This window comes from Mycoplana sp. 10N416, from assembly GCF_056394765.1.
In genome coordinates, this window is sequence record NZ_JBFTIM010000001.1 from 360735 (window position 1) to 373625 (window position 12891).

The following is a 12891-nucleotide window of genomic DNA, read 5'->3' on the forward strand; positions in this document are numbered from 1 at the left end:
GCGGTGCATTATTAGCGAATCCTAGTACGGCCTCTTAGATCTGTCGTTCGACCTGTGTGGGAGTATCCGATGACACGACGCCTGGAAGACGCCCGGATATTGATGTACAGCCACGACACCTTCGGTCTTGGCCATCTCCGGCGCTGTCGCACCATCGCCCATTCGCTGGTGGAGGATTTCCGCGGCCTCAACGTCCTGATCATTTCCGGCTCGCCGATCGCCGGCGCCTTCGACTATCGTGCCCGCGTCGATTTCGTGAAGATCCCGAGCGTCATCAAGCTGCGCAACGGCGAATACACCTCGATGGAGCAGCACATCGACCTGCACGAGACGCTGAAGATGCGGCAATCGATCATCCGGCACACCGCCGAGAGCTTCCAGCCGGACATCTTCATCGTCGACAAGGAACCGATGGGCCTGCGCGGCGAAGTCGAGGACACGCTTGCCTACCTGAAAGCCCGCGGCACGACGCTGGTGCTGGGCCTGCGCGACGTCATGGACGCGCCGCACCTGCTCGACGCCGAATGGAAGCGCCACGATGTCCTGGGCAAGATCGCCAGGTATTACGACAAGGTCTGGGTCTATGGGCCGCCGGATTTCTACGATCCGCTGATCGGTCTCGACGTGCCGCCCGTCGTTCGCGCCCGCATGAACTTCGTCGGCTTCCTGCAGCGCAGCGTCTCGCAGGAGCACGAATCGGGACATCGTCCGAAGGGGGACTACATCCTGGTCACCACCGGCGGCGGCGGCGACGGGGCCTCCCTCATCCATGACGTCGTTCACGCCTACAAGGAAGACCCCGAACTGACGCACAAGGCGCTGATCGTTCTCGGCCCCTACATGCCGGCGGCGCAGCGCCAGAAGCTCGTGCGCAAGGCTTCGAAGATCCCCCACGTCGAGGTGATCGAGTTCGACAACCGCATGGAGGAACTGATCGCCGGCTCGACCGCGGTCGTCGCCATGGGCGGCTACAACACCTACTGCGAGATCCTGTCGTTCGACAAGCCGGCGCTGGTCGTTCCCCGCGTCAACCCGCGCGAGGAGCAGTTGATCCGGGCGCGCCGCGCCTCGGAACTCGGGCTGGTGCAGATGTTGTCGCCGGAGGAATCGCGCCAGCCGAAGGTGCTGGCCGAGGTGCTGAAGGCCCTGCCCGACCGTGCGCCGCCGTCCCAGACCTCACAGGCACTGAGGCTTGAAGGGCTGCCGCACATCTCCCAGATCGTCGGCGACCTGCTCGAGACCCGGGACAACATGCGGCTTGCCGTCGTATAAGGCTGAACAAAGTGACATCACGGAAGAAAATCGCCGTCATCCTGAAGGGCTATCCGCGGCTGTCGGAAACCTTCATCGCCCAGGAACTCCTGGGGCTGGAAAGGGCCGGCTTCGACCTGACGCTCATTTCCATGCGTCATCCGACCGACACCAAGCGCCATCCCGTCCATGACGAGATCCGTGCGCCCGTGCACTATCTGCCGGAGTACCTGTATCAGGAGCCGTTGCGCGTCATTCGCGGGCTCGTCAAAAGCGCCCGCCTGCCCGGCTTCAAGGCCGCCTTCCGCGCCTTCCTCAAGGACCTCCGCCGTGACCTGACGCCGAACCGCTTCCGGCGCTTCGGCCAGGCCGCGGTGCTTTGCGCCGAATGGCCGGCAGGGGTGGACTGGCTGCACGCGCACTTCATCCACACGCCCGCCTCCGTGGCACGCTACACGAGCCTGATAAACGGCATCCCCTGGACCTGCTCGGCGCACGCCAAGGATATCTGGACCTCGCCCGACTGGGAACTCGAAGGCAAGCTTTCCCATACTCGCTGGACGGTGACCTGCAACCAGACCGGTTTCGACCGCCTGCGCGGGCTGGCGAACGGCAAGAACCACGTCCACCTCAGCTATCATGGTCTCGATCTCGACCGCTTCGGCCGCTTCGACGGCGCGCATTCGATGCGCGACGGATCGGATCCCGATGCCCCGGTGACGGTCGTCAGCGTCGGCCGCGCGGTCGACAAGAAGGGCTACGACGTGCTGCTCAAGGCGCTGTCGCTGCTGCCCGCCGATCTCTCCTGGCGCTTCGTCCATATCGGCGGCGGACCGAATCTTGCGGCGATGAAGCAGCTCGCCGAGACGCTCGGCATCGCCGGCCGGATCACCTGGAACGGCGCGCTCGACCAGCAGGAGGTGCTCGACCACTACCGCCGCTCCGACCTGTTCGCGCTCGCCTGCCGCATCACGCCGGACGGCGACCGCGACGGCCTGCCGAACGTGCTGGTGGAGGCATCGAGCCAGCGGCTCGTCTGCGTTTCAACCAACATTTCCGGCATTCCGGAGCTTCTGCAGGACGGCGAGAACGGCTTGGTCGTGCCGCCGGAGGACCCGAAGGCGCTGGCGGCCGCGCTCGAAAGGCTGATCCGCGATCCGGTGTTGCGCAAGCGCCTGGGCGAAGCGGCGGAACAGCGCGTTCGCGCCGAGTTCGACCACCACACCAGCATCCGGCAGCTGAAGACGCTGTTCGAAACCGAATGGCAGGCAGCCTGATGAGCGACTTCGAAAAGTCTGGACCGCGCGTCTTCTTCTACGTCCAGCATCTGCTCGGGATCGGCCACCTCGCCCGCGCCAGCCGCATTGCCCGGGCCCTCGCCGAGGACGGCTTCGACGTGACCATGGTCACGGGCGGAACGCCGGTGCAGAGTTTTCCGGGCCCCGGAATACGGCATGTCGAACTGCCGCCGGTGGCGGCGGGCGATGCCGGGTTCTCGGGCCTCGTCGATCTCGCCGGCCATCCCGTCGACGACGCCTTCCGGGACCATCGCCGCCGCCGCCTGCTGGCCGCTTTCCGCGAAACCAGGCCGGACGTCGTCATCATCGAGGCTTTTCCGTTCGGCCGCCGCCAGGTGCGCTTCGAACTGCTGCCGCTGCTCGACGAGATTGCGGGAATGCAGGAGCGGCCGATCGTGCTCTCGTCGCTGCGTGACATCCTGCAGGAGCGAAGCAAGCCCGGTCGGGACGAGGAAAGCGTCGCGCTTGCGACCAGCCGGTTCGACGGCATCCTCGTACATGGCGATCCCTCCTTCGCAAGGCTGGAGGACAGCTTTTCGCTGGCGGGCGCGATTGCCGATCGGGTCATCTATACCGGCCTCGTCGCCGCTCCGCCGCCCGCCCCGGCGTCGGAGCGCTTCGACATCCTTGTTTCGGCGGGCGGCGGAGCTGTCGGCGCGACGCTGAACGAGGCGGCCATCGCCGCCGCCCGCGCCCTGCCGCAGGCCTTCCGCTGGTGTCTGATCGCCGGGCCCAACCTGCCGCAGGCCGCCTTTGACACCACCGTCGCAACGGCGCCGGACAATGTCCACGTCACGCGCTTCCGTCCCGATTTTCCGAGCCTTCTTGCAGCCGCGCGGCTCTCGGTGTCGCAGTCCGGATACAACACCGTGTGCGACATTCTCCGCGCCGGCTGCCGGGCCGTCTTCGTGCCGTTCACGGCCGGGGGCGAAACCGAGCAGACCGCCCGGGCCTTGCGCCTGGAAAGGCTCGGGCTGGCCACGGTGGTCTCGGAAAGCGCGCTTTCGCCGGAGAGCCTGACGCGGGCGATCGCGACGACGATGGAGCGGCCGATGCCATCCGTGCCGCCGCTCGACCTCGATGGCGCGGCGAAGACATCGACGATTCTGCACCGCCTGCTGGCCGGCTCCCGCGTATCGGACCTCGCGCGCGAGAGCGCCGCGCGCTAGCCACTTCCGGGAGAAAACCGGTTCGGGAACACAGAGGTGCGAGTGAACGAAAGGGAACGTGCGGCAGCTCGATCTGAAGGACCCACGACACATCCTTTACTTGCAAACCGACATTCGCTGCCGTCTGCGGATGGTCAGCACCTTGCAATCAATGCGAAAACGCTTTTCACTGCACGAAGGGAGGCTCATGGCTGCGTTACGTGACGCGCCTTTTCCGGAGCGTTTGAGATGCCTGTATCGCGGTTTGAAATCGTGATGGAGCACCCATCACACCGCGCGGATATCGATGAGGCCAGTTCGCCTTCGTCACGCGCGCAGTACCTCGCTTTCTCCACGGTCTGAACGGTTCATGGAAAAAGGTCTCGCAAGCTACATCTGGTCTCACACGCGCAAGCAGCAACTCTGGATCCTGCTGGTCGTCGCGTTGTCGATGATTCCCTATTTCATGTCGTTTGACCTGCCCAAGCGGATCGTCAACGGGCCGATCCAGGGACAAGGCTTCGAGGGCGAGGCAGCGCGGCAACTCTTCATGCGGATCGAGTACGACCTGCCGCTGTTCGGCAACGTCGTGTTCTTTCCCGGTGTCGAACTGAACCGGCTGCAGATGCTGATGGCGCTCAGCCTGGTCTTCCTCGGCCTGGTCGTCGTCAACGGGGTGTTCAAGCTCTACATCAACACCTACAAGGGCCGCCTCGGCGAGCGGCTGCTGCGCCGCATCCGCTTCGAGTTGATCGATCGCGTGCTGCGCTTTCCCCCCGGCCAGTTCAAGCGGATGAAGGGGGCTGAAATCGCCAGCATGATCAAGGACGAGGTGGAGCCGCTCGGCGGCTTCACCGGCGACGCCTTCGTCGCCCCGGCCCTGCTCGGCGGCCAGGCTGCGACCGCGCTGTTCTTCATCTATGTCCAGAACGTCTGGCTTGGCATGATCGCCGGCATCATCGTCGCCGTGCAGGCCGTGCTGATTCCGCGCATGCGGCGGCGGCTGCTGGTGCTGGGCCGGGAACGGCAACTGACCGCGCGCGAACTGGCCGGCAGGGTCAGCGAAATCGTCGACGGCATCGGCACGATCCGCGCCTTCGACACCTCGAACCTGGAGCGCGCTGACATCGCCGCCCGGCTCGGGCGGATCTTCAAGATCCGCTACGACCTCTACCAGTGGAAGTTCCTGGTCAAGTTCATCAACAATTTCCTCGCCTCCGTCACGCCCTTCCTGTTCTACAGCATCGGCGGCTACCTGGCGCTGCAGGGTCGGCTCGACATCGGCCAGCTGGTGGCTGTTATTGCGGCCTACAAGGATCTGCCCGGTCCGCTGAAGGAACTGATCGACTGGGATCAGGCGCGCCAGGATGTTCAAATCAAGTACACTCAGGTCGTCGAGCAGTTCAAGGTCAACAACCTCATCGATCCCGCCCTGCAAACAGTTGCGATCGACGAGCCGAAACGTCTCGATGGCCCGCTCGCGACCTTCAACCTGACGCTTGCCGACGACAGCGGCGCCCGCACGCTCGAGCACGTGTCGATCCAGTTCGATCCGGGCCAGTTCACAGCGATCATCGGCGGGGCCGCCGCCGGCGGCGAGGCGCTGGCCGAGGCAATCGGCAGGACCGTATGGCCGGAATCGGGGCGTATCACCGTGGGATCGAAAGATCTGCTCGACCTGCCGGAATCGGTCACCGGGCGGCGCATTACCTACGTCACCTCCGACGCCTATTTCTTCTTTGGCTCGCTGCGCGACAACCTGCTCTACGGACTGAAGCACGCGCCGCTCAAGGCTGCCGAATACGACGATGCCCACATCGGCCAGCGCAAATGGGAGATCGCCGAGGCCAGGTTGGCCGGAAACCCCGATCTCGACATCCACAGCGACTGGATCGATTACGAGGCGGCAGGGGCGACCGGGCCGGAAGACCTGTTCGACTCGGTGACCGCGGCGCTCGATTGCGTGTACCTGACCAAAGATATTCTGGAGCTGGCGCTGCGCTCGACCATCAATCCGGCGTTCCACCCGGACCTGACGGCACATATCGTTGAGCTGCGCCAAACCTTCCGCGAGGAACTGGAAAGGGCTGGGTTGGGCAACCTCGTCGTTCCATTCGAGCCGGATCGCTACAATGTCGAGGCCACAGTCGGCGAGAACCTGCTGTTCGGCACCGCCATCGGCGAAGAACTGATGGGCCGCGCCATCGGCCGAAACCGGTATTTCGTCGACGTGGTCACCCGCAACGGCCTCGACCGCATTCTCTACCAGATGGGCTACGAGATCGCCGAGAACGCGGTCGAGCTCTTCGCCGGGCTGCCGCCGGATCATCCGTTCTTCCAGCAGCTCACCTTCATGACGGCGGACGACATCCCGCACTACCAGCAGCTGCTGCAGCGGCTGAAGGGCAAGGACTTCGCCGAGACGACGGACGACGAGAAGCACGACATCATCCGCCTCAGCTTCGCCTATATCGAGCCGCGGCACCGCTTCGGCCTCCTCAGCGACGAGCTGATGGCCAAGATCGTCGACGTGCGCCGCCAGTTCCACGACGGAATGCCGGACGACATGAAGGACGCGATCGATCGCTACGATCCCGACACCTTCACGGCCTCGGCCAGCATCTTGGACAACGTGCTTTTCGGCCGCGTCAGTCACCGCCAGGCGGACGGTCCGGAGCGGGTGCGTGCCATGGTGATCTCGCTGCTCAGCGAGCCGGGATTGTACGACCAGGTGCTGTCGATCGGGCTGGAATTCAATCTCGGTCCGGGCGGCCGCCGCATCACCCAGGTCCAGCGCCAGAAGCTCAATCTCGCCCGCGCACTCCTGCGCCAGTCCGATTTCTATGTCTTCAACCGCCCGCTGCCGGCGCTCGATTCACGCCTGCAGGAGCAGATCTGCAGAAACGCGCTGGCGCTGGTGCGAAACCACAGCCGGGGTTCGGCGGTTGTCTGGGTGCTGTCGAACACGTCGCTGACGGACCTTTTCGATCGGGTATTGATCTTCGACAAAGGCCGGCTGGTGGGAGATGGTAATCATACCGAACTTGCAGACAATGCGACATTCAAGGAATTGGTGTCATAATGGCGCGATAGAAGGCCTTAGGCCACCAGCACCGGGGAACGGACGAGACCATGCTTTTGAAGGATGAGGTACAGATGCTGCGGCGGGTGCCGCTGTTTGCCGGAGTGGAGCCGACGAAGCTGAAGCTTCTGGCCTTCACCTCCGACCGGGTGAGCTATGCGGCCGGCGAAATCCTGTTCAGGCAGGGCGACCGCGGCGACGCCGCCTACGTCATCCTGACCGGCAAGGCCGACATCCTGGTGGAGGCGCCGGGCGGCCAGATCAAGGTGGCCGAGGTCGAGGATAACTCGATCGTCGGCGAGATCGCGATCCTCTGCGATGTCTCGCGCACCGCGACCGTGAAGGCGGCGACCAGCCTCGAGGCACTGCGGATCAGCAAGGAACACTTCCTCAAGCTGCTGACCGACTTCCCTGAGATGACGATCGAAATCATGCGCGAGCTCGCCAGCCGTCTCAGCCGCACCACGGCGGAGCTGACCGAGGCGCGCGCTCGGGCACGCAAGCAGGATTAGCCTGCACACAGGAAAGGAACCAGTTGCGGCATTGAAACGTTGAGACAGGATGGTTTTCGGAGTTCCGGACTTTTGGAGGCTGGCGTTTCCCTCCCAACTTCCTTCTCGCAAAACAGTTTCACATTCGCTACGCTTAAAATACCAATTGTGTCTGGGGCACCGAAAGGAACTGTGGAAGGCTAGAGCCTTCGCCGCCTTCGGCGATCCGGAAGAGGTCAGGCAGAGATGAACATGTTGGGAAGGCCGCCGCATTCGAGGCACGAAACGCAAGGCCCCCGCCGGCTGAAGGAAAGCAACGGCGCGAACGATGTCATGTCCGTGCGCTTCTGGGGTACGCGCGGTAGCATCCCGGTTTCCGGTCCGCAGTTCATCCGCTACGGCGGCAATACCGTTTCCGTCGAGATCCGCTGCGGCGACCAGGTCCTGTTCTTCGATGCCGGTTCCGGTATCCCCCCTGCCGGCCTGGCGCTGAAAGCTGAGGGCGTCGACAAGGTCGATCTCTTCTTCAGCCACTGCCACTACGACCACATCATCGGCCTTCCCTATTTCAAACCGCTGTACAACCCCGATTGCGCCGTGAACATCTGGTCGGGACACCTGGCGGGCATCATGACGACCCGGGAGATCGTCTGCGAGTTCATGCAGCCGCCGTGGTTCCCGGTCGATCCGAAGATCTGCCGCGCCCATCTCGGTTATCATGATTTCCGCGCCGGTGACGTGCTGGAGCCGCGGCCGGACGTGACGGTGCGCACCGGCAACCTCAACCATCCCGGTGGCGCGATCGGCTACCGCGTCGAATGGAATGGGCGATCGGTGGCGATGATCACCGACACCGAACACGTGCCGGGCACGCTCGATCCGGAGGTCCTGAGGCTGATCGAGAACGTCGACCTGTTCATCTACGACTGCTGCTATACCGACGAGGAAATGGAGATCTTCAAGGGCTTCGGCCATTCCACCTGGCAGCAGGCGATCCGCCTGGCCCGGGCAGCCAATGCCAGGGAGATCGCCTTCATCCACCATGCGCCGTGGCGAACCGACGCGGAACTGGAACAGATCGACCGCCTCGCGGCTGCCGAATTCCCCAATTCCTTCTCCGCCCGCGACGGCCAAGTGCTGGAATACGCCACCGTCGGCTGAAGCGTGCTGCCATCTTTCGGATTTACTTGCCCGCTCGCTTCGGCTCGCTGTCTCTCACACGGTGTAGAGACATTTCCCTGCCAGACGTCCAATCTGCACCGGCCACCTACATTCGCTCTCCCGGCAATCGGCTGGCCTGCTCGACCCAGGCAGCGAACTGCGCTTCGTCGAGCATGTCGTCCTCGTGGATGTCGAGATAGCGGACTTCCTTCTGCTTGGAGCCGCCCGGCGGGACGGGACGCAGCGACATCCCGCGAAAGAAGGCCACCTTGATGTACTTCGTGAAGCAATGGTAGCTGAGGAACCAGCCTTGGCCCTCGATGCCGTAGAATGGCGAGTTCCATTTGACGGCTTTGTGTACGCCGGGGATCGTCCGGGCGATGAGCGCGTCGAGGCGGCGCCCGACATCGCTTTTCCAGCCCGGCATGGCCGCGATATAGGCCTGCACCGGAGCATCTCCGTCACCCTTTGCGATCTGCGGATTGCCGCCCGAAAGCAGGCGCGGCTCGCCACCAGCCGAGGGCATCGCGCGCTCGGTTGCAGCCAATCGGCTGCTCGTCTTATCTTTCGCGCGCTTGGCGTCGCTATTGGCCGGCACTGCCGCTGCCGGTGTCTTGCTCGTCCGTCCCGACATTGCATTCACCACAGTTGATGGACTGGAATGTAAACACAGCACAGAACGTCCATTCCGGCGAGTCGGTTTCAGACAAGCTGAACGGGCGGCATGCGAATGAAGATCCGCGTCTTCTCGGACGTGCCGGCTATGTTGCGGTTCAGGCAAGTCGATGGACCAAATTCCGGCGCCGTCCCGACTATTGCCTCAGATCATCAACCAACGTCGATAGCCCGGTCCAGGTGCAGCCGGGGTGGCGGACCGTCCGCTCGAACAGCGTTTCCAGGAAAGTCCATACCGCATCGTCGTGGACGAGATGGTGGGTGAGCAGACCGAGCGTCCCGCCGTCCGCTTCCATCGCCCGCAACCGCACCGCCATCTCCTTGATCAGCACGCCGGCATCGCGTCCGCCACGCGTTCCGCGCCAGTCCATCACGTCGACATGGCTGTTGATCGCCCGCAGCCCCAAGTCCTTTTCCGGGCCGAAGACCGAGAGCGCGCGGTAGCCGATCCCGCTGAGCTCCGGGATCAGCTTCGCATCGATCCGGTTCCAGGGCGGCACGAGCACCGGCACGAAACGGGACCGATGGAGGCGTGTAAGCTGCGCCAGCCCCTTTTCCAGCGATGCGAGGACGACAACGGCCGGCCGATGGCCACCGAGCTCCTGCTTCTTCTCGCCGGCAGGCGCGAAATTGTCGTGCGACCAGCCATGCACCGTGACCTCGACATGCGCCGCCGTCGCCAGCCGATGCGCCAGCGCCTCACCAGTGAAGGCCGGGATGACGGCGAGCGTCGTCGGAACGGCGTAATGGCCCGACAGCGTCAGCAGCCGCTCGAGGGGAACCGTCGGCTCGACCGCGTCGTCGTCGCGCAGCCACAATGTCGCGACCCGCCCCCGCTGCTGCCAGCGATCGAGTTCGTCGAGAAGCGGCTGCCAGACGGCGTCATCGCTCATGCGCGGGCTCCCAGGTGTTGATGCAGGATGTCGTTGAGGCGCTGCGCCGCGCCTTCGATCGAACAGTCCTCGGTCACGAAGCGGCGCGCAGCATCTGCCATGCGATCACGCTCGCCGCTCTCGGTCAAAAGCCGCTCCAGCGCCGCGGCATAGGCGCCGACATCGCCGGCCGGCGTCAGCAGGCCCGTCACGCCGTGCCGCACGACCTCCGGCACGCCGGCGACCGCTTGCGCCGCAACCGGCAGCCCGACCGCCTGCGCCTCGAGATAGGCGAGCCCATAGGCCTCGCCCGTCCCCGGCCAGGCATAGGCCCAGGACTGCCGCAGGATCTCGGCAACCTCCTTCGTGCTGCGCTGCCCATGCCAGGTGATGCGTTCGGACGGAAGCGCCGCGAACAGCGACGTCACCTCTTCGCGCAGCGGCCCGTCACCGACGACCGACAGCGTCCAGGGGACGTGCGGCAGATGAGCCAGGGCGGCCGCCAGCATGCGGTAGCTTTCCATCTTGTCGCCGGCGCGCATCATCGCGACCGTGGCGAACCGGCCCGGCTGTGGACGCGGTTCTTTAGCGAGGAATGGCGCCGGATCGATGAAGGGGCGCAGCAGCACGTATCGCCCGTCCGGAACACCTTCGAGGAGACCGTCGCGGTCGCGGCGGGTGAAGCAGATGTTGACGGCGGCCGCACGCACCGCTTCGATCAGGTGGTCCTGGTTCCGGGCCCATATCCCCTGGTTGCGCCGCCGGGAATAGGACGCCTCGGCGGTGAGGTAGGCGAGCCTGAACCGGCGGGCGAGTTGCGGGCCGATCAGGTCGGGCGCCTTGTAGTAGGGGTGATAGCAGAACCAGGCATCGGGGGTGCCTTCGAGACTCCAGAGCTGCGACAGCCGTTCGACTTCCGCGTCCGCCTCGCGGTCGGTGCGCTCTCTTTCCTTCCCGGCCGGATCGGACGAGAAGCTGCGCAGCTCGGACGCGACCGTCACCGTGTGGCCGCCGCGCTCGAGCGCCTCGATGAGGAGGCGCGCCATCAGGCGATCACCGGAGGGTACCGTGTGGTTCGGCGATTTCAGCGGAGCGTAGAAGGCGATCTTCATCAGGAGAGCGTTCTAGCGCATCAGCGTGCGGTTTGGAAATGGACCCGTCGTTCATGCGTCGCGTAACGCATTGAAAATCGCCACGGATCCTCCGTCAAAATTGATGTACGAAAAGAACAATTCCGCGCTAGTCTCGCGGCGTTATCAAGAGGAGCCTTTCGGATGCCCGCAATGTTGCCATTCGCTCGCACTGCGCTTGCCGCTCTCGTCCTCATGGCTGCTCCAATGCCCGCCTCCGCCGAGGATTCAGCGCAGCGGAAGCTCTATGATGGTTTCAACGCTGCGGATTTCGTCGAGACCGGCGGGCTCTACTACCGTGACAACGCCGAGCAGCAGGCGGGAACAGCAACGTTCCAGCGAGAGGTGAAGCGCGAGGGCGCCGGTGCCTTGAAGCTCAGTGTCCGCCCCCTTTGTGAGTCCGAAAGCGAAGGTTGCAGCGAGCGGGCGGAAATCTGGGAGAAGACGGCACTGCGCGTGCCCTACGACGAGGGTGTATGGTTCGGCTTTTCCGTCCTGTTTGTCGATCCGATCCCGCAGGACGACCACCGCTACCTGATCGCCCAGTGGAAGCGCGAGATCGGGACGGACGCGGAGGGCGACTTCAGCCCCTTCCTCGCCCTGCGGCTCGACAACGGAAAACTCTTCGCCACGATCGAGAGTAATTACCAGGATGGCACGACCGCCGAGATGAAGGACGGCGTGGCGGCATGCCCGACCGGAAGCACGCCGGTGTGGCTGCGGCCCGAGACCAACCAGATGCGCTCGCTCGTCGCCCATGACGCCAACTGGACGGCAGAGGACGCCAAGGTCTTTCCCAGCTGCACCGACAAGCTGGTCGTGACCGGGCGCGGAAATCCGCTGCCGGCCCCCGCCTCCGGCTGGATCGACTTCGCCATCTATACGCGGCCTGGTCCGGACGGCACCGGCCATATCGAGATCTTCGCCAACGGACTATGGATCATGACGGCCAAGGGCTACATCGGCCACAACGACCGCGGGCTCGGCGAGAACCAGTACTTCAAGTTCGGCCCCTACCGCGCCGCCGGCCAAGGCGAGTGGACGCTCTATTACGACGATTTCCGCCGGTCGCCGGACTGCATCGACGTGTTGCGCGACGAGAAGGCCTGCGCTTTGGTGCGTTGACGAGACGTCGCAGCAGAATGGCTGCCAGCTGCGGCAGGGCCTTCCGCGCGGGTCTCAGACAGGATCCATGCTGACGATCTTGCCCGACCCGGTGACCGTGCATTTCGAGATGTAGGCGCCCGTTCCCATGGTCAAGACCCAGTTCGGGCCGGAGCGCTCGGCACCATTCGCCACCGAGGTTCCCGGCGTCGCGTTCTGAAATTCATCGGCACCCCGCATGCAGGCGTCGAGCGCCGCCTGCGGAACCTCGCCAGCAGCCACCCCGGCGGACGTCGATCCGCCACCCTGCTTCCCGCATTGACCAGCCTTCAGGGTGTCGATCCGACTGTAGCGGCCGTTTGAAACATGGACCTTGGCGCAGGTTTTGGTCGCGGCGTTCCACCAGGTGTTGTTGCCGCCCACGTCTTCGTAGCCGCGCGCCTGCATCTCCGATTCTGCACCCGCGGCGCGCGCCCCCACCAGATCGGAAATGTCGGAAGGCGGTTCGGCATACGCCGGGATGACGGACAGCAACAGTCCGGCTGCTATAGTGGGCAAAAATCTCATGTGTGTCCTTCCTCTATCGCAGGCTGGAAACTGCACGTCGAACCTCTGCACTTGCGTGAACCGCCGCTCCAGTCTGCAGCAACGCCGCGGAGCAACCGGGGGCCGCCGTAAC

11 protein-coding genes are annotated in these 12891 nt (G+C 64.5%); 7 read left to right on the plus strand and 4 right to left on the minus strand.

What is annotated here, in order from left to right; all coding sequences use genetic code 11:
* Positions 1-69: 69 nt before the first annotated feature.
* The 6 genes from AC1DDS_RS01680 to AC1DDS_RS01705 all read left to right on the plus strand — a co-directional run bounded on the left by AC1DDS_RS01680 (position 70) and on the right by AC1DDS_RS01705 (position 8431).
* Positions 70-1272, plus strand: a complete 1203-nt coding sequence (locus AC1DDS_RS01680; protein ID WP_477477306.1) for a glycosyltransferase family protein — start codon at positions 70-72, stop codon at positions 1270-1272.
* An 11-nt stretch (positions 1273-1283) separates the two neighbouring features.
* On the plus strand, positions 1284-2528 hold the full coding sequence (locus AC1DDS_RS01685; protein ID WP_477477307.1) for a glycosyltransferase: 1245 nt from the start codon (positions 1284-1286) through the stop codon (positions 2526-2528).
* Positions 2528-3718 carry a glycosyltransferase family protein gene (locus AC1DDS_RS01690; RefSeq protein ID WP_477477308.1) on the plus strand — a complete coding sequence of 397 codons (1191 nt, stop codon included), beginning with the start codon at positions 2528-2530 and terminating at the stop codon, positions 3716-3718. The genes AC1DDS_RS01685 and AC1DDS_RS01690 overlap by 1 nt, the downstream gene beginning before the upstream one ends.
* 349 nt (positions 3719-4067) lie before the next feature.
* Complete coding sequence (locus AC1DDS_RS01695) at positions 4068-6779, plus strand: ABC transporter transmembrane domain-containing protein (protein ID WP_477477309.1); 2712 nt, start codon at positions 4068-4070, stop codon at positions 6777-6779.
* 50 nt (positions 6780-6829) lie between these two features.
* The gene (locus tag AC1DDS_RS01700) at positions 6830-7291 is read left to right on the plus strand and encodes a cyclic nucleotide-binding domain-containing protein (protein ID WP_310414358.1); all 462 of its coding nucleotides are present in this window, start codon (positions 6830-6832) and stop codon (positions 7289-7291) included.
* 312 nt (positions 7292-7603) lie between these two features.
* A complete protein-coding gene (locus tag AC1DDS_RS01705) occupies positions 7604-8431 on the plus strand; it encodes an MBL fold metallo-hydrolase (protein ID WP_477477742.1) in 828 nt (275 codons plus the stop codon).
* A 106-nt stretch (positions 8432-8537) separates the two neighbouring features.
* On the opposite strand, the gene AC1DDS_RS01710 is transcribed toward AC1DDS_RS01705, so the two are convergent.
* The 3 genes from AC1DDS_RS01710 to AC1DDS_RS01720 all read right to left on the minus strand — a co-directional run bounded on the left by AC1DDS_RS01710 (position 8538) and on the right by AC1DDS_RS01720 (position 11090).
* Positions 8538-9065 (minus strand): DUF1801 domain-containing protein, encoded by a 528-nt coding sequence (locus AC1DDS_RS01710; RefSeq protein WP_477477310.1) that lies wholly within the window; start codon positions 9063-9065, stop codon positions 8538-8540.
* A gap of 178 nt (positions 9066-9243) precedes the next feature.
* Entirely contained in the window at positions 9244-9999 is a 756-nt protein-coding gene (locus AC1DDS_RS01715; protein WP_477477311.1) for a polysaccharide deacetylase family protein, read from the minus strand.
* A complete protein-coding gene (locus AC1DDS_RS01720) occupies positions 9996-11090 on the minus strand; it encodes a glycosyltransferase family 4 protein (RefSeq protein WP_477477312.1) in 1095 nt (364 codons plus the stop codon). Before AC1DDS_RS01720 ends, AC1DDS_RS01715 begins: the two co-directional genes overlap by 4 nt.
* 171 nt (positions 11091-11261) lie before the next feature.
* Between AC1DDS_RS01720 and AC1DDS_RS01725 the strand changes: the two genes are divergently transcribed.
* A complete protein-coding gene (locus tag AC1DDS_RS01725; protein ID WP_477477313.1) occupies positions 11262-12233 on the plus strand; it encodes a polysaccharide lyase family 20 protein in 972 nt (323 codons plus the stop codon).
* 54 nt (positions 12234-12287) lie between these two features.
* Here the strand turns inward: AC1DDS_RS01725 and AC1DDS_RS01730 are convergent, their stop codons facing one another.
* Entirely contained in the window at positions 12288-12779 is a 492-nt protein-coding gene (locus AC1DDS_RS01730) for a hypothetical protein (RefSeq protein WP_477477314.1), read from the minus strand.
* Between the last annotated feature and the right edge of the window lie 112 nt (positions 12780-12891).